This is a genomic window from Capnocytophaga canis (assembly GCF_043187445.1).
GTDB classification, from domain to species: Bacteria; Bacteroidota; Bacteroidia; order Flavobacteriales; family Flavobacteriaceae; genus Capnocytophaga; species Capnocytophaga canis.
The window spans coordinates 2177254-2199646 of record NZ_CP171121.1 but is presented as its reverse complement, the minus strand read 5'-3'; the positions used below and the strand labels follow the sequence as shown (position 1 = coordinate 2199646).

General features: G+C 35.7%; 17 protein-coding genes. 11 read left to right on the top strand and 6 right to left on the bottom strand.

Annotated elements, in window-relative coordinates; all coding sequences use genetic code 11:
* Positions 1 to 12 precede the first annotated feature (12 nt).
* The 6 genes from ACF3OB_RS09380 to gyrB all read left to right on the top strand — a co-directional run bounded on the left by ACF3OB_RS09380 (position 13) and on the right by gyrB (position 6224).
* The gene (locus tag ACF3OB_RS09380; RefSeq protein WP_095893377.1) at positions 13 to 465 is read left to right on the top strand and encodes a GNAT family N-acetyltransferase; all 453 of its coding nucleotides are present in this window, start codon (positions 13 to 15) and stop codon (positions 463 to 465) included.
* A gap of 54 nt (positions 466 to 519) precedes the next feature.
* Positions 520 to 954, top strand: coding sequence for an HI0074 family nucleotidyltransferase substrate-binding subunit (locus tag ACF3OB_RS09375; RefSeq protein WP_095893378.1), 435 nt, complete (start codon positions 520 to 522; stop codon positions 952 to 954).
* Positions 951 to 1268, top strand: coding sequence for a nucleotidyltransferase domain-containing protein (locus ACF3OB_RS09370; protein WP_095893379.1), 318 nt, complete (start codon positions 951 to 953; stop codon positions 1266 to 1268). The genes ACF3OB_RS09375 and ACF3OB_RS09370 overlap by 4 nt, the downstream gene beginning before the upstream one ends.
* A 68-nt stretch (positions 1269 to 1336) precedes the next feature.
* Entirely contained in the window at positions 1337 to 2689 is a 1353-nt protein-coding gene (murC, locus tag ACF3OB_RS09365; RefSeq protein WP_392447539.1) for a UDP-N-acetylmuramate--L-alanine ligase, read from the top strand.
* Positions 2690 to 2986: 297 nt separating this feature from the next.
* On the top strand, positions 2987 to 4084 hold the full coding sequence (locus ACF3OB_RS09360) for an OmpA family protein (RefSeq protein ID WP_042007312.1): 1098 nt from the start codon (positions 2987 to 2989) through the stop codon (positions 4082 to 4084).
* Between the two features lie 181 nt (positions 4085 to 4265).
* On the top strand, positions 4266 to 6224 hold the full coding sequence (gene gyrB / locus ACF3OB_RS09355; protein WP_042007316.1) for a DNA topoisomerase (ATP-hydrolyzing) subunit B: 1959 nt from the start codon (positions 4266 to 4268) through the stop codon (positions 6222 to 6224).
* Between the two features lie 79 nt (positions 6225 to 6303).
* On the opposite strand, the gene ACF3OB_RS09350 is transcribed toward gyrB, so the two are convergent.
* Complete coding sequence (locus tag ACF3OB_RS09350) at positions 6304 to 6852, bottom strand: hypothetical protein (protein WP_042007332.1); 549 nt, start codon at positions 6850 to 6852, stop codon at positions 6304 to 6306.
* Between the two features lie 130 nt (positions 6853 to 6982).
* Here ACF3OB_RS09350 and ccsA point away from each other — a divergent pair, with 130 nt between their 5' ends.
* On the top strand, positions 6983 to 10123 hold the full coding sequence (gene ccsA / locus ACF3OB_RS09345; protein WP_392447537.1) for a cytochrome c biogenesis protein CcsA: 3141 nt from the start codon (positions 6983 to 6985) through the stop codon (positions 10121 to 10123).
* A 106-nt stretch (positions 10124 to 10229) separates the two neighbouring features.
* Complete coding sequence (gene lipB / locus ACF3OB_RS09340) at positions 10230 to 10928, top strand: lipoyl(octanoyl) transferase LipB (RefSeq protein ID WP_095893382.1); 699 nt, start codon at positions 10230 to 10232, stop codon at positions 10926 to 10928.
* A 45-nt stretch (positions 10929 to 10973) separates the two neighbouring features.
* On the opposite strand, the gene ACF3OB_RS09335 is transcribed toward lipB, so the two are convergent.
* Positions 10974 to 11996, bottom strand: coding sequence for an endonuclease/exonuclease/phosphatase family protein (locus tag ACF3OB_RS09335; RefSeq protein WP_392447534.1), 1023 nt, complete (start codon positions 11994 to 11996; stop codon positions 10974 to 10976).
* Positions 11997 to 12213: 217 nt separating this feature from the next.
* Here ACF3OB_RS09335 and ACF3OB_RS09330 point away from each other — a divergent pair, with 217 nt between their 5' ends.
* Genes ACF3OB_RS09330 through rsmA form a run of 3 tightly spaced genes read left to right on the top strand, consistent with a single transcriptional unit; the run spans position 12214 to position 15213 of the window.
* Positions 12214 to 13695 carry a DUF5687 family protein gene (locus tag ACF3OB_RS09330; RefSeq protein ID WP_392447533.1) on the top strand — a complete coding sequence of 494 codons (1482 nt, stop codon included), beginning with the start codon at positions 12214 to 12216 and terminating at the stop codon, positions 13693 to 13695.
* 6 nt (positions 13696 to 13701) lie between these two features.
* The gene (locus tag ACF3OB_RS09325; protein WP_042007328.1) at positions 13702 to 14400 is read left to right on the top strand and encodes an ABC transporter ATP-binding protein; all 699 of its coding nucleotides are present in this window, start codon (positions 13702 to 13704) and stop codon (positions 14398 to 14400) included.
* A 45-nt stretch (positions 14401 to 14445) separates the two neighbouring features.
* Positions 14446 to 15213: a 16S rRNA (adenine(1518)-N(6)/adenine(1519)-N(6))-dimethyltransferase RsmA gene (gene rsmA / locus ACF3OB_RS09320; protein ID WP_172918393.1), complete on the top strand. Its 768-nt coding sequence runs from the start codon at positions 14446 to 14448 to the stop codon at positions 15211 to 15213.
* Positions 15214 to 15516: 303 nt separating this feature from the next.
* Here rsmA and infB read toward each other — a convergent pair whose 3' ends face one another.
* The 4 genes from infB to ACF3OB_RS09300 all read right to left on the bottom strand — a co-directional run bounded on the left by infB (position 15517) and on the right by ACF3OB_RS09300 (position 22275).
* A complete protein-coding gene (infB, locus tag ACF3OB_RS09315; RefSeq protein ID WP_095893386.1) occupies positions 15517 to 18411 on the bottom strand; it encodes a translation initiation factor IF-2 in 2895 nt (964 codons plus the stop codon).
* Between the two features lie 123 nt (positions 18412 to 18534).
* Entirely contained in the window at positions 18535 to 19770 is a 1236-nt protein-coding gene (gene nusA, locus ACF3OB_RS09310; RefSeq protein ID WP_042344132.1) for a transcription termination factor NusA, read from the bottom strand.
* An 11-nt stretch (positions 19771 to 19781) separates the two neighbouring features.
* The gene (gene rimP, locus ACF3OB_RS09305; protein ID WP_042005424.1) at positions 19782 to 20249 is read right to left on the bottom strand and encodes a ribosome assembly cofactor RimP; all 468 of its coding nucleotides are present in this window, start codon (positions 20247 to 20249) and stop codon (positions 19782 to 19784) included.
* Positions 20250 to 20445: 196 nt separating this feature from the next.
* A complete protein-coding gene (locus ACF3OB_RS09300) occupies positions 20446 to 22275 on the bottom strand; it encodes an SLC13 family permease (RefSeq protein WP_042344130.1) in 1830 nt (609 codons plus the stop codon).
* Positions 22276 to 22393: the final 118 nt, after the last annotated feature.

Sequence of the window (22393 nt, the reverse complement as noted above, 5' to 3'; positions counted from 1 at the left end):
AAAAAAATTGAAATGAAAGAGGTAATCATTAAGAAATTAAATTCGGAAAATTTGATAGCAAAAGGCTTGAGATTATCCTTAGAAGTCTTTACCAAATGCAACAAAATGGACTATAACGATGAGGGCTATCGCCATTTTAATAGTTATATTGAAAATAAGGAACAAGTCTCTTTATTATCAATGTACGGAGCATTTATCAATGAAAACCTTGTGGGGATTATCGGAGTTAAAGAAAATGGTCAGCACATTTCCTTATTTTTTGTAGATAAAAAATATCAAGGCTTGAAGATTGGACGTAAATTGTTTGCATTTGCTCAAAATGACACAAAAGCAAATCACATCATCGTTAACTCATCAACGAGTGCAGTTGAAGTATACAAAAAATTAGGATTTAACATTATAAGAGAACGAGTTACAAAAAATGGATTAACCTCTGTTTTGATGGAATACAAAAACAATAACTAATCATTTAATTTTTAAATCTTTCAATATTTTTAATTTTTTAAATTATTAAACGAAATGGAGCTTGACATCAGATATAAACAGCGATTTGCCAATTATACTAAGGCTTTGGAGCAACTCAAAAAAGCCCTATACTATTTTGAGGAAAACGCAAAAAATGAGAAGAATGATTTTTTGGAAATAATCGGAATATCGGTAATCAAATCGTTCGAATTTTCTTTTGAGTTAGCGTGGAATTTAATGAAAGACTACGCGATATATCAAGGGATTACAAACGTGGCAGGTTCACGCGATGCCATTCGTGAAGCCTTTGCAATGGGGTTAATCAATGAAAAAAATCAGATGGTTTGGCGAGAGATGATTATCAGCCGTAATCAAAGTAGCCATACCTATAACCAAAGTACGGCAACGGATATTTTAAAAAAAATCAAAGAAGATTATCTATTTGCTTTTCAAGATTTTGAAGAAAAAATGAAGCCACTTTCACAATGAAAACGAAACAATTTGGATTAGAAGCTGCCGTTTTAACATCGTTCCAAAATATTTTTGAAAAATTTGAAAATATTGAAAAAGTGATTGTATATGGGTCAAGAGCGAAAGGAAATTTTAGATACAATTCGGATATTGATTTAAGCATCATCGGAGAAGTTTCGTATGATGATTTACTTAAAATAGAACTTTTGATTGACGAATTACTACTACCATACAAAGTAGATTTATCGGTTTTTAACAATATAGATAATAGTGAATTGAAAGCTCATATTGAGCGAGTTGGAATAGTTTTATACAAGAAAAACAACAAATAGTTTTTTTAATCTTTTAATCATTTAATTTTTAAATCTTTTAATCTTTCAAAACCTTAAACAAAAACGCAATGAAAGTCAATTTCAATAACATAAAAAACGTATATTTCATCGGGATTGGTGGAATCGGAATGTCGGCATTGGCTCGTTATTTCAAAGCCATCAGAAAGAATGTCTGCGGATACGACCGAACACCAACAGAAATTACCGACACACTTGAAAACGAAGGAATTAAAGTCCACTTTACGGAAGATGAAGCAAATATTCCATCAGATTTCAAGAACGTAGAAAATACTCTTGTGGTGTACACACCTGCCGTCCCGAAAATGCACGTTGAACTTGTTTTCTTCCAAAAGAATGGTTATCAAGTTTTTAAGCGTTCCGAAATTTTGGGAATGATTACCGAAAATAGCTTTTGTTTAGCGGTGGCAGGAACGCACGGAAAAACCACAACATCAAGCATTTTGGCTCATATTTTAGTGGAAAGTGGAGCTTCGGTAAGTGCTTTTTTAGGTGGAATTACTGAAAATTTCAACAGCAATTTAGTTCTTAACGGAAGTAAATTTACCGTTGTTGAAGCCGACGAATTCGACCGCTCTTTCTTAAGGTTATATCCTGATATTGCGTGTATTACTTCAATGGATGCCGACCATTTGGACATCTACGGAAGTAAAGAGGAATTTGAAAAAGGGTTTCGTGATTTTGCCGACAAAATTAAATCTGATGAAAATCGGATTATATGTAACGGACTGAAAATAAACGGAAAAACATACGGATTGGAAAATCATTCTGATTTCAGCTTTCAAAATATTCGTATTGAAAATGGTTTGTATCACTTTGATTTCCATTATGCAAACAACGTTCTTAAAAACTATGTGTTTCCAAAACCGGGCAGACACAATTTGTCGAACGCTTTGGCAGCGGTGGCGATGGGTGTACAAGCGGGATTTCCTGCTGAAAAATTATTGTCGGCATTGGCAACTTTCAAAGGGGTAAAACGTAGATTTTCATACATTATCAAAGAAAAAGATTTCGTTTTCATTGACGACTATGCACATCACCCATCGGAAATCAATGCACTTTTCCAAGCGGTGGACGAAATGTATCCAAAAATTGAAAAAACCATTGTTTTTCAGCCTCATTTGTTTACTCGAACTCGCGATTTTATGGACGAATTTGCAGAGAGTTTATCCAAATTTGACGATGTGGTATTGTTGGATATTTATCCTGCAAGAGAATTGCCCATTGAAGGAATCACGTCAGAAGTGTTGTTAGAAAAAATTCAAAGTAAACAGAAAGTTTTGGTCTCAAAATCGGACTTAATTCCGTTACTGACCAAAAAACAGCCCAAGTTATTGCTTACTGTTGGAGCAGGTGACATCGGGGCGGAAGTTGAGAGAATTAAGAGCAGTTTCAAGATGTAGAGCAGATATCAATATCTACTCAAAACTTACATTAAATTAAGTATTAAATAAAAATTAAACAATTGAAAAACAACAAATAGGCTTGTTTTTAATGATTAGTATTATATGATTAATGTTGATTTTTAGGTATTTAAAAAGCAAACACGATATGTATGTAATTTTTAGTATACCTTGAAATATTGAGTAATAGTAGGAGTTTTCGTTGAAAAGCATAAAGTCCTGTTAATTTTTTTTTTAATACGATTTTAATCCCGAAATTTGCCACAGATTTTAAACAAAATAATTTATATTTAGAGTATGAAAAAAACAACTTTAAGTTTAGTTGCACTTTCATTTGTGGGCTATGTGTCTGCACAAGATTTACCAGCAAATCCGGCTCCAGGTAAGTGTTATGTAAAATGTATCACGAAAGATGAATTTCGTGAAGAGACAGAGAGAATCCAGATTGCACCCGCTTACAGCAAACTGGAGGTAATTCCTGGTACGTTCAAAACGATTGAAGAGCGTGTTTTAGTAAAAGAAGCAAGTAAAAAATTGGTCTACGTACCAGCTGTTTATGAGACGGTTCAAGTTCCTTATGAGAAAAAAGAAGCTGGTAATATATTAACTGTAGTTCCTGCTGCTTTTGGTAAAGATGTTAAAACTTTGGAAGTGTATCCTAAAACTTCAGGTTGGGAGTACAAACATCTAGACAACTGCCCTTCAATCAATAAAGATGCCTGTGTTACTGCATGTTTCGTTGAAAGACCTGCTCGTTTCGAGAGCGTAGATGTTGTTACTTTGGTGAAAGACGCTCATACTACAGAAAGAGAAATTCCAAGCATTGAGGCTACTTTCAAACGTCAGGTTGTTAAAACCCCTGCTCGTGTTGAGGAAATTGAAATCCCTGCTGAATATGCTACCATCAAGCGTGAAGTAGTTGATAGAGAGGCAACAACTCGTAAAGTGGAAGTTCCTGCTGAGTACAAAACTATTACCAGACAAGTATTGGTAAAAAAAGGAGGAGTTACCGTTTGGGAAGAAGTTGATTGTAAATTATTAGAGCCTACAATGTTGCCTATTTTATACGAATACAATAGTGCTAAATTAACAAAAGCCTCTGAAAAAATCATTGATGAGATGTTATTCCCTCTATTGAATGGCAAAAACACAAGTGTTGAAATCATGTCTCACACTGACTCAAGAGGAAACGACGATTACAACATGTCGTTATCTCAGCAAAGAGCTAATGCAGTTGTTAACTACTTGGCTTCTAAAGGTATACAACGTTCAAGAATGATTGCAAAAGGATACGGAGAGACTCGTTTGATCAACAGATGTGCTAACGGAGTTCAGTGTTCAGAGCAAGAACATCATAAAAACCGTCGTACAGAATTCAGAATTTTAGGAGAATAGTTCTCCATATGGTCGTAAATAATAAAAACTGCTTGAAACTTTTCAGGCAGTTTTTTTGTTATTATATTCTTTTTTTCGACTCACATCTCTTAGGGTTACATTTTTGAGAACGTATTGTCTAATTTCGAAAAAAGTTGTACCTTTGTAGACTATTATTACTTATAGAATACAAAAATAACTTATGAGCGAAGAACTAAACAAAAGTCAATATTCGGCGGATAATATTCAGTCTTTGGAAGGAATGGAACACGTGCGTATGCGTCCTTCGATGTATATTGGAGACGTGGGTACACGGGGTTTGCACCATTTGGTATATGAGGTTTTGGATAACTCTATCGACGAGGCATTAGCAGGACACTGCGATAGAATCACTGTATCTATTAATGAGGATAATTCCATTACTGTTGAAGATAATGGTCGCGGGATTCCTGTGGATATTCATAAAAAAGAGGGTGTTTCCGCTTTACAAGTGGTTATGACTAAAATTGGAGCTGGAGGTAAATTTGACAAAGGCTCATACAAAGTTTCAGGAGGTTTACACGGTGTGGGAGTTTCGTGTGTGAATGCACTTTCTACGCATCTGATAGCAACTGTTTTCCGTGATGGAAAAGTTTGGGAACAGGAATACTCAAGAGGGAAAGCACTCTTTCCCGTGAAACAGATAGGCAATACGGACAAACGAGGGACACGTGTAACGTTTCATCCCGATGAGGAAATTTTCCAACAAACAACGGAATATAAATACGACACCTTAGCTACTCGTATTCGTGAATTGTCATATTTAAACAAAGGTATTACCATTACCTTAACGGATTTCCGCAATAAGGATGAAAAAGGAGAATATATCTCTGAAACCTTTCATTCCGAAAATGGATTATCTGAGTTTATTAAATATTTGGACGGAAACAGGGTTTCTATCATCAATCGCGTAATCTCTATGGAAGGAGAAAAAAATGAGATTCCTGTGGAAGTAGCGATGATTTATAACGATTCGTTCAACGAGAATTTACACTCTTATGTAAACAATATCAATACTACTGAAGGAGGAACTCACTTACAAGGATTCCGTATGGGATTGACACGTACGCTTAAAAACTATGCGGATAAATCAGGTTTGTTGGAAAAAGCAAGTAAAGATAAAAAGAATCCTATTGAAATTGTAGGAGATGATTTCCGTGAAGGCTTAACAGCGATCATTTCGGTGAAAGTAGCTGAACCTCAGTTTGAAGGGCAAACAAAAACTAAGTTAGGGAACCGCGAAGTTACATCGGCTGTTTCACAAGCGGTATCCGATATGCTGGAATCTTATTTAGAGGAAAATCCGAACGATGCTAAAACCATTGTTGAGAAAGTAATTTTAGCTGCACAAGCACGTCAGGCAGCAAAGAAGGCTCGTGAAATGGTGCAACGTAAAACCGCGATGAGTGGTGGTGGGCTTCCAGGAAAGTTGTCCGATTGCTCAGAACAAGATCCTGAAAAGTGTGAGATATTCTTGGTGGAGGGAGACTCCGCAGGGGGAACAGCTAAGTTAGGACGTGACAGAAACTATCAAGCGATTCTTCCTCTAAAAGGTAAGATATTGAATGTAGAAAAAACAATGCAGCATAAAATTTTTGATAATGATGAAATCAAAAATATATACACAGCATTGGGTGTAACCATTGGCACAGAAGAAGATGCTAAAGCCTTGAATTTACAGAAGTTACGCTATCACAAAGTGGTTATCATGTGTGATGCCGATGTCGATGGGTCACATATTACAACTCTGATTTTGACATTTTTCTTCCGCTATATGCGTGAGTTAATTGAAAAAGGGTATGTTTATATTGCTACACCTCCGCTTTATTCATTGAAAAAGGGCAAGAAAGAAGTTTACGCATGGAACGAGAAAGAGCGTGACCGTGTGAGTGAGGAACTTGGAGGAGGGGCTCACATTACTCGATACAAAGGTTTGGGAGAGATGGATGCTCCACAACTGTGGGAAACAACTATGAATCCTGCTCAGCGAACACTCCGTCAAGTAACTATCGACAACGCTAGTGAGGCTGATCGAATTTTCTCTATGTTAATGGGAGATGAAGTACCTCCCCGCAGAGAGTTTATTGAGAAGAATGCAAAATATGCAAAAATCGATGCTTAGTCATAAAAGTGTACTTATAAAAAAGGCTGTTCAGTAATTTACTAAACAGCCTTTTTTACTTTTATTAAAGGGAATGATCCTAAAATTTATACCCTATCTTGATACCTGCGTTTGGTTCAATAGCCCAAAAATACTTGTTTTCAACAATTTTTTTACCGAAATTACGTCCTATGTTTACGTATGGAGCCACAACAAACGTATCATTATAATTCCAAATATACCCAATTCCGATTCCAAAAATAAAACTGTCCAGCTTAGTCGTTTCTACAACCTCCTTTTTGTCAGCATTCAATACAGTTTCTTTAAAACTACCAAAACGCTGCTTGATAAACGGATTGATATAGGGGCCTGATAAGTTATCTAAATCAAAATAGTAGTTATATCCTACTTTGATACTCGTTGCACTGTATTTTCTGTTATCTCCTTTTGGAAAGTAGGAAAAACGGTCGTTAAAAAACATTTCAACTTCAATTGACTGATTGAAGTCGACATAGCGTTCATAACCCAACTCAACCGAAGCGATAGCAATAGCGTTTAAGGCATTCAAGTTTATTTGATTCTTTGGGTAATCCTGTGAAAATGCTTTCCCTGAAAAAAGAGCCAAACATACAATAATAAGTCTTTTCATGTCTATGATAATTTTAATTGAAAGGCAAAAGTAATAATATTTTTTAGAACTGGAAATATTTTCTGTATTTTCCTGCTTTTTATGGTTTAAAATCGTATCTTTGCGCGAAACACTACTTATCAATAAATTTATGTTAAAATCATTCGTAAACTTCGTTTTTTCAACTCGTTTGATGGCGATTCTTTTCATCGTATTTGGGATTGCTTTAGGGTTAGGGACATTTATTGAGAACGACTATGGTATCGACACGGCTCGTATCTGGATATACAACGCGTGGTGGTTCGAATTAATCATGCTTATTTTTGCAATTAACTTCATTGGTAATATCAAACGCTACAATCTTTTGAAAAGAGAAAACTGGGCGGTATTGGTATTGCACCTTTCATGGGTCTTTATTATTGTTGGTGCAGGTATTACCCGCTATATGAGTGACGAGGGATTGATGTCAATACGTGAAGGGGATACAGCCAATTTTTATGTATCTGATCGAACTTACATATCTGTATTTGTCGATGGACAACATGATGGACAACCCCTCCGTAAAAGTAACCAAACTGAAGTTCTTTTTTCACCCTATACTCGGAATTCATATCATTGGAATGATGATTTCAAAGGAAAAAGATTTGATGTTAAATACAAAAAATTTATCCGTGGAGCTAAGGAAGGATTCGTAGAATCACCTGAAGGGGCGCTATACCTAAAGTTAGTGGAATCTTCAGGAGGAACACGTCACGAACATTTTTTGAAAGATGGTGAAGTAACTAATGTTCACAACATACTTTTTGCATTAAATCGACCGACCGAAGGAGCTATAAATCTCACCATTAACGATAAACAACAATTGATTCGCACTCCTTTTGAAGGGAAATATATGACAATGTCTACTCAAGAGTTTACGCCTGTTGCTAAGGACAGTTTGCAACCTTTCATGATGCGTTCACTCTATTCACTGGAAGGTATTCAATTTGTAGTTCCAGAGTTTATGGTAAGAGGCTATGAAGGTGTGGTTGCCTTGGATGAAAAAGAAATTACTAAAGAAAGTTCGAATGCGGTAGTATTCGAAATCAATTCGGGGGACGAAAGCAAAGAGGTTACTGTCATGGGAAGTAAAGGAATTATACATCCACCAAAAAGCATTAGTGTAAATGGATTAGACTTCCATCTAAGCTATGGCTCACGTCGTGTAGAGGTTCCTTTTTCGGTAAAACTTGATGACTTTATTGCAGATAAGTATCCGGGAACAGAAAATAGCTACGCCGCTTTCAAAAGTAAAGTTACGGTAACCAATGGAAACGAAAGATTTAACTACGATATTTTCATGAATAACATTCTGAATTATAAAGGATACCGATTATTCCAAGCACAATTTCACCCCGATGAGAAAGGTACTGTATTGTCTGTTAACCACGATTATTGGGGTACACTGATTACTTACATAGGCTATTTTTTACTCTACGGAGGGTTAATTGCTTTTATGTTTGTAGGTAAATCACGATTCATAAAATTAGCAAAACAACTTAGAGATGTGCAATTGAAACGACAAAAATTAAGTGTTCTATTATTTCTTTTAGGAAGTTCTGTAATGTTTGGGCAACATTCCGTAAGACCATCGGATGCTGAAATTGATTCGATTTTGAAAGCTACAACCGTAAGCAAAGAACACGCTGAAAAATTCGGTGAGTTGGTAATCCAAGATTCAGGGCGTATGAAACCCGTACATACTTTCGCTTCGGAGTTAATGCGTAAGATGACCAAATTTGATGATTTTAGGGGGATGAATCCTAACCAAGCCCTGCTATCTATGATGTTGCACCCTGGAGTTTGGACACAGGTCGATTTTATTTTCGTAAAGAAACAAAATGACAGTTTACACTCATTTTTAGGTGTAGAAAAAGGTACAAAGTACGTTCGTTTTGCAGATTTCTTTGACGAAAACATGAGCTATAAATTAAGTCCCTATTTACATGAAATTTATTCAACGAACACTCCAAATCAGTTTCAAAAAGATTTTAAGAACGCTGATCAACGCATAGGTTTGATAAATAGAGCTTTATCGGGTGAAATGTTAAAAATATTTCCCTTGTTGAACGACCCTAATAACCGTTGGGTTTCAGGTGTTGAATTTCGTAGTGACAGAAATTTGGAAAAAGATTCATTGTACGCCAATTTTATAAGCAATGCAGTGCCGATGTATTTGAGTATGCTTCGTGAATCCATTCAAACGGGAGATTATTCAAATCCTGATAAATTGTTAGAAGCTCTTAAGAAAAACCAACAAAATCACGGAGCGGAGGTACTTCCATCGGAAAGTAAGATAAAAGCCGAGATTCTCTATAATAAAATAGATGTTTTTAACCTATTGTTTCAGTGGTACTTATACGTAGGAGGAGTGATGTTTATTCTCTTAGTTGTGGATATATTTTCAAAAAAACCTTTCTTGAATATCGCGGTTCGTATATGTAAATACTTGATTTTAATTTTATTCTTACTTCATACGCTTGGTTTGATATGTCGTTGGTATATTTCAGGACATGCACCTTGGAGTGATGCTTATGAAAGTATGATCTACGTAGCTTGGGCAACTATGGGTATGGGATTACTATTTGCCAAACGTTCACTGTTGTCATTAGCTGCCACTGCTTTCGTTACATCGATGATTCTGATGATCGCACATTGGAATTGGATGGATCCTTCTATAGGTACGTTGCAACCTGTGTTGAACAGTTATTGGTTAATGATTCACGTGGCAATCATTGTCGGAAGTTACGGACCTTTTGTATTGGGAGCTATTCTGGGAATTATTTCCATGTACCTGATGATATTTACGACCGATAAAAATAAAGAACGTATGTCATTAGCCACTCAGGAGTTAGTGATTGTCAATGAACTATCACTAACCGTAGGATTAGTCATGCTTACTATCGGAAACTTTTTAGGAGGCATGTGGGCAAATGAGAGCTGGGGACGTTACTGGGGCTGGGATCCAAAAGAAACATGGGCTTTGGTAAGCATCATGGTATATGCCTTTGTAATCCATATGCGTTTGGTTCCAGGACTTCGTGGGCGTTGGGCGTTCAGTTTTGCAAGCACGATAGCTCTTTTTAGTATTCTTATGACTTATTTCGGGGTTAATTTTTACCTTTCAGGACTGCATAGTTATGCAAGTGGAGACAAAATCATTACGCCTTCCTTTGTTTACTATTCGGTAGCGTTTGTACTGATTTCAGGGGCGATTTCATTTTGGAAATACCGACAATATTATAAAAAATAACACTTTTTGTATTTCAAGCAACATATGTAAGTGTCTGAAATAATTAGGGTTGACATGAAATCCTGCTGTATTTTAGATTATATGTTTGAATATAAACGCATTAAAAATGAATAAACAAATCATATTCAAAGACTTAGGAACGAAAGATTATAAGGAAACTTGGGATTATCAAGAGTCTCTTTTTGAATCTATCATTGAAAAGAAACGGAAAAACAGAGCAAATAATACCAATGAACCTACATCGAATTACTTCCTTTTTGTAGAGCATCCGCATGTGTACACTTTAGGAAAAAGTGGAGATATTTCAAACTTACTAATTGATGAGGCTACGCTCAAAAAAAAGGGAGCTACCTTTTATAAAATTAATCGTGGTGGAGACATTACCTATCATGGACCTGGGCAAATTGTAGGTTATCCTATTTTAGATTTAGATAATTTTTTTACAGATATTCACAAGTACCTACGTTTGTTAGAGGAAACCATCATCTTAGTTCTGAAAGACTATGGCATTAAAGGAACTCGGAGCGAAGGTGAAACGGGAGTTTGGATAGATGTAGGTACGCCTTTTGCTCGTAAGATATGTGCTATGGGGGTTCGCAGTTCACGCTGGGTAACTATGCATGGATTTGCATTTAATGTAAATGCAGATTTGGGCTATTTCGATAATATTATCCCTTGTGGAATACGTGGTAAGGCAGTGACCTCGCTCAACTTGGAATTGGGTCAAAAAGAAGTAGCTATAGAAGAGGTTAAAGAGAAGATTATCAAATATTTCCAAGAGCTTTTTGAAGCAGAAATGATTTAAAATATCATCGTAAAGACGCAAAATTTTGCGTCTTTACGCCTTTTATTACTCCATAGAAAATTTTACTAACATTGGACGGTGGTCTGATAACACTTCGCTAAATGTGTTAAAATCTTGAATATTCAATGATTTATCTAACAAAATATAGTCAATCCGAAAAGGGAAAAAGTTAAAATTAAACGATTTTCCAAATCCCACACCTTTCTCTTCAAAAGCGTCATTTAGGTTTTCGCCTCTGATATTTCGATAAATATAAGAATAAGCAGTGTTGTTAAAATCTCCACAAACAATAGTCTTGTAGGGAGATGTGTTCTGATGGGTTTTGAAAAGTTCCATTTGCTCTTGCTGCAGTACAAACCTACGACTAATATTTTTGATAAGACGTTCTTTATCTTGATTAATCAGCTCATTTTCAGGTTTTATATGTAGCGATTCTAAATGTAAGCTATAAATACGTAGAGTGTCTTTTTGTACCCTGATGTCCACAAAAACACCATTATTGCTCGTGTTCGGAAAGTTCAATGATCCTGCATTGATTATTGGAAACCGGCTAAAGATAGCGTGACCAATATTATCTTTTGGAGTTTTAGTAATGATTTTTTTATGTGGATATCCTGCGATGTCATATTTTTTATGGTTATAAAACTCTTGAAAAACAATTATATCAGCCGATTGTTTTTGAACAAATTCAATAATTTTATCTTTTAGATTTCGGTCGGGATGCCAACGATAGTGGTTGAATAATCGTACATTGAACGACATTAAAGAAAGACCATTTCCTGCCTCGGTTGAAGTGTTGAATATCTGAAATAATCGTGTGAGAGACTCGTAACCAAACAACAAAATTACGGTTGAAAGAAGAAATATTTTCTTTCTTCTTACTAACCAATATATAGAAAATAAAACGTTTACAATCAACACAATAGGAGTTAACAAGGCTAATACTGAAATGATTGAAAATCGCTTTGGAGGCAGGTACGGAATGAGGTATGACACCAACAGCCATAGCACAAAAAATACGTTGGTTAAAAAAAGTATTTTCTCAAAAAAGTTTAGTTTTTTGTACATTTCCGTATTTTATAAGCATCCCACAAAGATACCAAAATATTTGTAAAAGAATTGATTTTGTTAGAGAAAAAAACTACTTTTGCCGAACAGTAGTCTATTTTTCAGAATCCAACCGAATTTTTTAAACTCCTAAAAGTTTAATTTATAAGCATAAAAATAGTGCTTTAATGAAATACCAATACACGAATAATAACCTTTACACCTTTACATTTAAAATATGTTTAAACGTTTTTTATTTCTCGAATGGAAATCATTTTTGCGTTCAGCTAGTTTCAGTAAAAACTTGGCAGTAAAGATTTTATTGGCTTTTTCAGCTATTTATTTTATTATCATATTTTTTTCCTTAGGAATAGGACTGTATCCACTCTTGAAAGAAGCATTTCCTGAACAAAAACCGATGCTAATTGTCAATATGTTCGTAGTTTATTGGTTCTTAGCAGAATTTTTCGTTAGGTTCATGTGGCAATCACTTCCTATTATAAACGTTAAACCATTATTGATCAATAATATAAATAAAAAAAGAATCATTCGATTTTTACTGACAAAAACTCTCTTTTCACCGTTTAATTTTTTTACTCCTTTGTTAATATTCCCTTTTGGGGTGTGGAACATTTATGTAGGAGATTATTCTTTGGTCAGCATCTTGTGCTGGTGGATAGCCATTTTGTCATTGATGTTTAGTGCTAATTTTCTGAACTTTCTGTTGAATAGATATTTCTCTGACAATATCAAAAAATTGGTCCCATACGTTGCAATTGTCCTAATTCTAGTAGGATTAGAGCGTTTTGATATATTTAAAACATCTCATTTTATAGGAAATTTAATGGATATATTGCTAGAACAATTTTATTTTGTTGTTATTCCAATAGCCTTATGTTTTCTTACATACAAATTAATTTTCAATCACTTACGTAAAAGTTTTTACTTAGATAACGTATTAAAATCAAAGAACAAAACCGTAAGTACTGCCGATTTCGGTTGGGTGAGACTTTTTGGGGATATAGCTCCGTTTTTACAGCTTGATTTGAAGCTTATTTGGCGGAATAAGCGTAGTAAATCTGTTATTTGGACGATGATGTTTTTCGTTTTTTACGGACTTCTTTTTTATCCAAATCCTGAGATAGGTAAGTCTTTTTTGTTTTCAATTTTTATTGGAATTTTCTTATCAGGAGTCTTCTTAATCAATTTCGGGCAGTTTATTCCTGCATGGGACAGTACTTATTATACAATGCTGATGGCTCAGAATATCCCTATGAAACAGTATGTTAAGTCCAAAGCATACTTGATTTATGGCTCTATATTGTTGCTCACACTACTTACTATTCCCTACGTATATTTTGGAAAACATATTCTGCTGGTGAATTTAGCTACAGCCTTGTACAACCTTGGTGTAAACGTGCCCATACTACTTTACATGGGTGCATTTAACAAAAAACGAATTGATCTGGACAAATCTACCATGATGAACTACCAAGGAATGGGAATCGTTCAATGGTTGTTAGCGATTCCTTTTCTCGTCTTTCCTATATTGATAGGTTGGCTATGTAAATCAATCTTCGATGAAACATGGGCAATCATGATTCTTGCAGTATTAGGATTCATAGGTTTCTTATGTAGAGAATACTTTTTTGAATTTATTGCAAACAAGTACAAATCAAGAAAATACATTACCATTAACGGATTTAAACAACAAGCATAAACCTTTATGATACAAGTACATAACCTCAGCAAAACGTATAACGGAATAACTGTTTTGAATATTCCCGAACTGACTATTAACAAAGGAGAAAGTTTCGGGCTTGTAGGTAACAACGGAGCAGGAAAAACTACTTTTTTTAATCTACTACTCGATCTTATTGAACCTTCGACGGGAAGTATCACTAATCGTGGTATTCAAGTAAATCTTAATGAAGAATGGAAACCGTTTACTACTGCTTTCATTGATGAGAGTTTTCTTATCGGATATTTGACCCCTGAGGAGTATTTCTATTTTGTTGGAGAACTTCGCGGACAAAACAAAGCTGACGTTAATGATTTTTTGACGCAATATAAAGAGTTTTTCAATGATGAGATTTTAGGTTCACGAAAATATTTACGCGACCTTTCCAAGGGAAATCAGAAAAAAGTGGGTATTATTGCTGCACTTATCGGCAACCCTGAAGTTGTGATCCTTGATGAACCATTTGCTAATCTTGACCCAACAACTCAAATACGCCTCAAACGTATTATTAAAGAACTATCTGAAAATAAGAATATTACAATACTTATTTCAAGCCATGATTTGCTTCATACGGTTGAAGTAACTTCTCGTATTGTAGCTCTAAACAAAGGAATAGTAGTTAAAGATATACAAACCTCTGACCAAACCTTGAAAGAATTAGAAAACTTCTTTGGAGTAGAGTGATTTAAAAGTAATCTTCGTATTTTATTACCAGAAAGACAAAAATATATGGATACCGTTAAGGCAAAGAAACACTTTGGACAGCACTTTTTAAAGGATTTAAATATCGCTCAAAAAATAGCAGATACCTTATCCCTTTCGGGGTACGAAAAGGTACTGGAAATAGGAGCAGGTATGGGAGTTTTAACTCAATTTCTATTGCAAAAAAACATTGATACACACGTGGTAGAAATCGATCGTGAATCGGTAGCTTACCTTCAAAAACATTTCCCCGAATTGGAGAATAAAATTATCGCTGCCGACTTTTTAAGCTATGATATTGCTTCTTATTTCAAGCATAAGCCTTTTGCCATTATAGGAAATTTTCCATATAATATTTCTTCACAAATTGTCTTTAAAACATTAGAATTAAGAGAGTTAATACCCGAATTTAGTGGAATGTTTCAAAAGGAAGTTGCTGAACGTATTTGCCAAAAGGCGGGAACAAAAACCTACGGTATTTTGTCAGTATTTGTACAAGCCTTTTACGAAGCCGAATATTTATTCACGGTGTCAGAGCAGGTTTTCAATCCTCCCCCAAAAGTAAAAAGTGGGGTACTGCGATTAGTTCGCAAACAGAAATTTCATTTGGATTGCGATGAGAAGTTATTTTTTACTATTGTTAAGACAGGATTTCAACAACGGCGTAAAACTCTTCGCAATAGCCTTAAATCCTTTCTCAGAGATGAATCAATAAAAAATAATCCTATTTTTGATAAACGTCCAGAACAGTTGTCATGGGAAGATTTCGTATATGTAACCCAAATATTAACGTAAAAAAGGATATTTAATATGTTATCTTTAATGTTAAAGAAAAACTTAAAGATAGAAGTGTGTACTCTATTAAAAATGACATTTTTTAGATAAGTTCTGTATTCATACAGAAGAATCAAAATTTCGTTAGAACCAATTTGTAACAGATTCTACATAAAGGAGTTGAAGAGAAGTAATCTCTAATTATGAATATATCAATAATGTAAAGATTACTTCATCATAGTTTTATACTCCATACTTTTCTATTCGTGAGAATAAAGACATCTTTCAAATGTCTTGGAAAGTCTTTTTTTGGTCACAAAAATCTTACAATTTCTTTTTCACAGCGACTTCTTGGAATGCTTCTAATACATCGTTTTCTTTGATGTCATTATAGTTTTTCACTTGTAACCCGCAATCATATCCTTTAGAAACCTCTTTCACATCATCTTTGAAACGTTTTAACGAAGACAGTTCTCCAGTGTAAATAACCACGCCTTCGCGGATAATACGTATTTTTGAATTGCGATAGATTTTTCCATCGGTAACCATACATCCTGCAATAGTTCCAACTTTCGAAATTTTGAATAACTCACGAATCTCGACCGTACCGGTAACTTCCTCTTTGAATACAGGCGAAAGCATTCCTTCCATAGCATCTTTGAGGTCATTAATTGCATCATATATAATTGAGTAAGTGCGGATATCTATCTCTTCTTTGTCAGCTAATGCACGAGCGTTCGCCATTGGTCGGACATTAAATCCGATAATAATCGCATCCGAAGCTGATGCTAATAATACATCTGATTCGGTAATTGCTCCTACTCCTTTATGAATAATTGACACTTGAATTTCTTCTGTTGAAAGTTTTTGGAATGAATCCGTCAAGGCTTCTACCGAACCGTCTACGTCTCCTTTTAAGATGATATTCAACTGCTTGAAATCTCCCAAAGCAATACGTCTTCCAATCTCGTCCAAAGTGATATGACGTTGTGTACGTACTGATTGTTCGCGCTGTAATTGAGCTCGTTTAGCTACGATTTGTTTTGCTTCACGTTCATCTTCAAATACATAGAATTTATCTCCTGCCTGTGGGGCACCATCTAAACCTAAAACCGAAATCGGAGTTGAAGGACCTGCAGTTTTTACTTTTTTACCGCGTTCGTCGTGCATCGCTCTGATTTTTCCAGAGTTTGTTCCTGCCAATACATAATCTCCAACCCGTAGAGTTCCTGTTTCAACTAATACTGTCGAAACATATCCACGACCTTTGTCCAATGATGCTTCTACAACAGTTCCTAAAGCTCGTTTGTTTGGATTGGCTTTTAACTCCAGTAATTCAGCTTCAAGTAGTACTTTTTCTAATAGTTCTTGAACGCCAATTCCTTGTTTAGCAGAAATGTCTTGCGATTGAATTTTTCCTCCCCAATCTTCCACCAAGAGATTCATTCCAGCCAAACGTTCTTTAATCTTCTCAGGATTTGCTGTAGGTTTATCTATCTTATTGATAGCAAATATAATAGGAACTCCCGCTGCTTGTGCGTGACTGATAGCTTCTTTGGTTTGTGGCATTACATCATCGTCGGCAGCTACTACGATAATAGCAATGTCCGTAACTTTTGTTCCACGGGCACGCATCGCTGTAAAGGCTTCGTGTCCTGGGGTATCCAAGAACGTAATTCTTTCCCCACTTTCAAGTTTTACGCTGTAAGCACCAATGTGTTGCGTAATTCCCCCACTTTCTCCTGCAATCACGTTTTCCTTACGAATGTAGTCCAAAAGTGATGTTTTTCCGTGATCCACGTGTCCCATAACAGTTACGATTGGAGCTCTTGGAATCAAATCCGTTTCCTCATCTTCTTCCACAGGGATAGATTCCTCAATATCAGCGGTTACAAATTCAACCTCATAGCCAAATTCATCTGCTACAATGGTCAACGTTTCAGCATCCAAACGCTGGTTCATCGTTACCATAATTCCCAGTGACATACACGCTCCAATAACCTTATTGATAGGTACGTTCATCATCGTAGCTATCTCATTTACAGTAACAAATTCTGTTACTTTTAAGATTTTTTCTTCTTGTTCTAATTGAGCTAACTCACTTTCGGTTTTCTGACGGTGTAAGTCGCGTTTTTCTTTTCGGTATTTGGCTCCTTTCGACTTAGTAGCTTTTCCTTGTAATTTTTCTAAAGTTTCACGTACTTGTTTTTGTACTTCCTCTTCGGTAGGTTCTACTTTTGCAAAAGTTTTCTGTTTTTTATCCTTTCCTTTACCGTCTTTTTTGTCTTTGTGAGGTGATGATGAGGCTACATCATCTTTTTTGATACGCTTACGTTTGCGTTTTTTGTCGCCACTTTCATCCTCTTTAGGAGCATCTGTATTGACTTTTTCCTTGTCTTTACTAGCTTTGTCTTTTTTCTTTTTCTTCTTTTTCTTATCGAATTGACTTAGGTCGATTTTTTCTCCTACAACCTTCGGCCCTGTCAATTTTTGATATTGTGTTTCGATTACACCTACTTCAGGCTCTTCCTTTTCCTGATTTTTGGCAGTATCGTTTTGGGGTTTTGAATCTTTTATAATATGTTGATTAAGTGATTGATACTTATCATTTTGAGTGTTTTGGGATTTGTTTTTTTGAGGGAATTCTTTTTTGCTATCTTGTTTATTTTTGTTTTTTTCAAACGTAACTGACTCTTTTTCAGTAACCTCTATAACAGTTTCCTCTTGAGTAGCTACTATTTCTTGAGGCTTTTCTTCTTTTTTCTCAACAGGTTGAGGTGTATTTTCTATCTGTGCAACAGTTTCTTTTTCAGTAGATTGTTTAATTTTATCAACAACTTTTTCGGATGACTTATTTTCTTTTTTAGGCTCTAAATCAATCTTTCCTACCGTTTTGATTCCCACAACTGTACCTCGGGCTTTGATAACCTCCTGTTCTTGTTGTTTGCGTTTTTCCTCATGTTCTTTTTCTTGCTCAATTCGGATAGCTTCCCTTTCTTTTCGTTGGTCTTGAACGATTTCTTTGGAAGCCTCGCGCTTATTTTTATCAGCGTTGAACTTGTCAGAAAGCATTTTGTATGCGTCTTCCGAAATCTTTGTATTCGGATTCGACTCCACTTCAATTCCCTTATCCTTTTTAAGATAATCCACAGCTGTCTCTAAAGAAATATTAAATTCCCTTAGAACCTTACTTAATCGTATATTTTTTCCCTCACTCATATATTATATTTATTTGCTTTACGCTATAAGCGATAGGCTTAGGATTTGAACCTATGGCTTACTTTTAATTTTATGTTTTAAGCACTCCTTATGTGCCATATAACTTCGCTTTCTCTGCACGGTCTATTCAAACTCGTCTTGTAAGACGCTGATAACTTCACGGATGGTTTCTTCCTCTAAATCAGTACGTTTCATTAACTCAGTGATGTCTAACTCCAAAATACTTTTAGCGGTGTCTAATCCTGCTTTTTTGAATTCTTCGATCACCCATCCTTCGATTTCGTCATCAAATTCTTCTAACTCAATATCCTCTTCGTCATCTATGCCATCTCTGTATACGTCAATATCGTATCCTGTCAATTGACCAGCCAAACGGATATTGTAACCCGCTTTCCCAATCGCTTTTGACACCTCTTCGGGTGATAAAAACACTTGAGCCGTTTTATTTTCTTCATCCACCGTAACTGAATTTACTTTTGCAGGAGCCAGTGATCTAGCAATCAACAAATTTGGATTACTTGTATAGTTGATAACATCAATGTTTTCGTTTCCTAACTCACGAACTATTCCATGTATTCTAGCTCCACGAACACCAACACATGCACCCACCGCGTCAATACGGTCGTCATATGAGTCTACAGCTACTTTAGCCTTGTCACCAGGAATCCGAACCACCTTGCTAATAGTAATGAGTCCATCGGCTACTTCAGGAATTTCTTGTTCAAACAAACGCTCCAAAAACACTGGTGATGTTCTCGACATAATGATTGACGGTTTGTTACCTTTTAGTTCCACTCCTTCAATCACTCCACGTACGTGTTCACCTTTTTTGAAAAAATCCGATGGGATTTGTTTCTCTTTTGGTAAAACGATTTCGTTGCCTTCGTCGTCCAAAAGGATAATAGCTTTATGTCTAATATGATGAACTTCAGCGATATAAATTTGACCAATTAAATCTTTAAATTTACGATAGATGGTAGTACTGTCATACTCGTGAATTTTTGAAATCAAATTCTGACGCAATGCTAAGATAGCACGGCGACCCAAGTCGTTGATTTTAATTTCCTCTGATACATCCTCTCCCACCTCAAAATCAGGCTCAATTTTTTGAGCTGCCGATAATTCGATTTCTTGATTAGGGTCTTTCACTTCTCCATCTTCCACAACCACACGATTTCTAAAAATCTGTAAATCCCCCTTATCTGGGTTAATGATTATGTCAAAATTGTCATCTGAACCATATTTCTTTTTCAAAGTATTGCGAAATACCTCTTCCAAAATCGCCATTAAAGTCTCACGGTTGATAAGTTTATTATCCTTAAACTCTGAAAAAGACTCTATTAATTCAAGATTGTCCATAATAATTTCGATTAAAATTTAATGATTACTTTCGTTTCTTTTATATCACTTAGAGCTATCTGAAGCTCTCTTTTTACAGTTATTTTCCCTTTCCCCACAGGTTTAGGCTCACGTGTTTCGGTTTCTAAAATTACATTCCCATCAACAATACCTTTAAGCAGAGCTTCATGTTTTTTACCATCATTTTTCAACACTTCCACAGTGCGACCAATGTTTTTTTGATATTGCCTCTCCAAATGGAAAGGTTCCGTAGCTCCGAATGAAGTCACTTCGATTGAAAAATCAATCTCTTCACGATCTAAATTGTGTTCCACAGAACGACTTAAGGTTATGCAATCGTCAATTCCTACGCCGTTATCACCGTCAATCACAATTCGAACGGCATTGTCGTTCGACACTGATAAATCTATCAAAAACAATGCTGGGTTTTCACTTAAAGCATTGTCTACTAACTCTTTAACCTTTTCTATTAATTTCATTTTGTATAAAAAGAGGGGACTTTATGTCCCCTCCCATCCTCGTTTATAGGTGCAAAGATACGTTTTTTTCTAAAAAACAAAAAATAAAGTTGAAATATTTTTAAAAATTGAGAACTGTATGTGCTAAAATTAGCTAAGTGTACAGTTTTCGGAAACTAAAATAAAACCAACTAAATAAATTGTTGTTGAAACCTCATTAAAAAGGGAACAACAATGGTAACAGAAACACAAAAACGATTCCCATAATAATTTGTAATGGAGTTCCTATGCGAACGTAGTCCATAAAGCTATATCGTCCTGCCTGCATTACCAACGCATTTGGAGGAGTTGAGAAGGGGGAGGCAAAGCATAAGCTAGCTGCTATGGCAACTGCAAACAGAAACGGATAGGGACTGACTCCCATACCTTGCGCGGCGTTTAAAGCAATTGGAGCAAATAAAACAGCTGTGGCTGTGTTGCTGATAAAAAGAGTAAGTAAAGATGTGCTGAAGTATACACCTGCCAACAAAGCATAAGGCCCGAAAGATCCCAGTTGATGAATCAATCCATTTGAAATTAGGGAAGCAGCTCCAGTGTTTTTAAAAGCAGTTGCCATCGGTAACATTGCTGCTATCAGTACAACGGTCTCCCAATTGATACTGTTGTAAGCCTCTTCCATATTTCGTAAACAGCCCGTGACGACCATCAATACCGATGCTACTAAAACTGCAGTGACAGTAGGGATAACGTTAGTTACCATTGCTACGACCATTGCCAACATTATCAGTGCAGCAATTGGAGCTTTTTGGTCAAGGGTTACTTTAGCAGCCTCTTTTAATGGTTGCCCTAACAAAACCAAATCATCCTGTAAGTTGCCTATTTCCGCAATGTCTTTCCAAGTACCTTGAATCAGTAAAGCATCACCTGAATGAAGTTTTATGTTTTGAAAATCATCGCGCTGATATGTTGTTTGCCTTTTTATGCCTAACACACTAACGTTATATTCCTCACGAAAACGAGCTTCACGAATGGTATGATTTATCAGTTTTGAGTTCGGCATTACAAACACTTCAGCGATACCGGATTCTTGGAAATCAGAAAAAGTTCCCTCTTTATCTTCTTCGATCGTAAGTCCATTTTCTGTTGCAAAACGATGAATATTCTCCTCACTCCCATTGCAATAGACAACATCTCCATGCAAAATCAAGGAGTTGGGAGTTGCCATTATTTCTAAATATTTCTTACCGAAGCCCGAAGCACTGGTTTTGCGAGTGATTTTTGTAACAGTGATTCCGTAATTCGTGGCAATTTTCAACTCTGCCAATGATTGGTTTAGTAATGGCGTATCCTTTGGAATTTTGAATCGGAAAGCCTGATGATTCAATCGGTATTCATCGACCAATTCTTGTAATGTTTTTCCTTTTTTCGTAGAGTTTGTAGCTCCATCTGTTTTAGTATCTACTAAATATTTACTCAAGAAAAACATTCCTATTCCACCCACTACCAGACAAATAAGTCCCACAGGGGCAAAAGAAAAGAAAGAAAGCGGCTTGTAACCTCCATGGGTGAGTACATCTTGGATAACTAAGTTTGGTGGGGTACTGATTAGTGTGAATAATCCCATACTACTAGCGAATGCCAGTGGCATTAAATAGCGAGAGGGATTCAAGTTAGCACTCGCAGCCATACTCACAACAATAGGCATCATCACCGCTACTGTACCTGTATTACTCACGAAAGCTCCAATAGAAGCTGTTACTAACATTACCAAAAAGAACAACAAATTCTCGTTATTACCTGCCAAACGAAGAATACGGCTACTTATCATTTTTGCTAATCCAGTGCGAAAAATACCTGCTCCAACCACAAAAAGCCCCACCATCATTATGACTACTGAATTTGAAAATCCTGCCAGAGCCTCCTCTGGAGAAAGTATCTTAAAAAACATCAAACACAGCAAAGCACAAACTGCTACTAAATCAGAACGTACTTTTCCTTGCATAAAAAAGAAAGAGGCTAAAGCCAAAATGAATAACGTGAGATACATCGGTGAAAATAAACTATCCATAAGCAAAATACATTTTCGTAAACATTTTTTTGTAAGATCCCGACAACAAATATACAATTTTATTTCGAAAAAACATTTGAAAAAAAATGAATTTTGT

Bases quoted from the DNA above. Each gene is read 5' to 3' on its own strand.
- ACF3OB_RS09370 (WP_095893379.1), top strand. From the start codon at position 951: ATGAAAACGAAACAATTTGGATTAGAAGCTGCCGTTTTAACATCGTTC.
- ACF3OB_RS09350 (WP_042007332.1), bottom strand. From the start codon at position 6,852: ATGAAAAGACTTATTATTGTATGTTTGGCTCTTTTTTCAGGGAAAGCA.
- ACF3OB_RS09330 (WP_392447533.1), top strand. From the start codon at position 12,214: ATGTTTAAACGTTTTTTATTTCTCGAATGGAAATCATTTTTGCGTTCA.
- ACF3OB_RS09325 (WP_042007328.1), top strand. From the start codon at position 13,702: ATGATACAAGTACATAACCTCAGCAAAACGTATAACGGAATAACTGTT.
- rsmA (WP_172918393.1), top strand. From the start codon at position 14,446: ATGGATACCGTTAAGGCAAAGAAACACTTTGGACAGCACTTTTTAAAG.
- ACF3OB_RS09380 (WP_095893377.1), top strand. From the start codon at position 13: ATGAAAGAGGTAATCATTAAGAAATTAAATTCGGAAAATTTGATAGCA.
- ACF3OB_RS09360 (WP_042007312.1), top strand. From the start codon at position 2,987: ATGAAAAAAACAACTTTAAGTTTAGTTGCACTTTCATTTGTGGGCTAT.
- infB (WP_095893386.1), bottom strand. From the start codon at position 18,411: ATGAGTGAGGGAAAAAATATACGATTAAGTAAGGTTCTAAGGGAATTT.
- ACF3OB_RS09335 (WP_392447534.1), bottom strand. From the start codon at position 11,996: ATGTACAAAAAACTAAACTTTTTTGAGAAAATACTTTTTTTAACCAAC.
- ACF3OB_RS09375 (WP_095893378.1), top strand. From the start codon at position 520: ATGGAGCTTGACATCAGATATAAACAGCGATTTGCCAATTATACTAAG.
- ACF3OB_RS09300 (WP_042344130.1), bottom strand. From the start codon at position 22,275: ATGTATCTCACGTTATTCATTTTGGCTTTAGCCTCTTTCTTTTTTATG.
- ccsA (WP_392447537.1), top strand. From the start codon at position 6,983: ATGTTAAAATCATTCGTAAACTTCGTTTTTTCAACTCGTTTGATGGCG.
- murC (WP_392447539.1), top strand. From the start codon at position 1,337: ATGAAAGTCAATTTCAATAACATAAAAAACGTATATTTCATCGGGATT.
- nusA (WP_042344132.1), bottom strand. From the start codon at position 19,770: ATGGACAATCTTGAATTAATAGAGTCTTTTTCAGAGTTTAAGGATAAT.
- gyrB (WP_042007316.1), top strand. From the start codon at position 4,266: ATGAGCGAAGAACTAAACAAAAGTCAATATTCGGCGGATAATATTCAG.
- lipB (WP_095893382.1), top strand. From the start codon at position 10,230: ATGAATAAACAAATCATATTCAAAGACTTAGGAACGAAAGATTATAAG.
- rimP (WP_042005424.1), bottom strand. From the start codon at position 20,249: ATGAAATTAATAGAAAAGGTTAAAGAGTTAGTAGACAATGCTTTAAGT.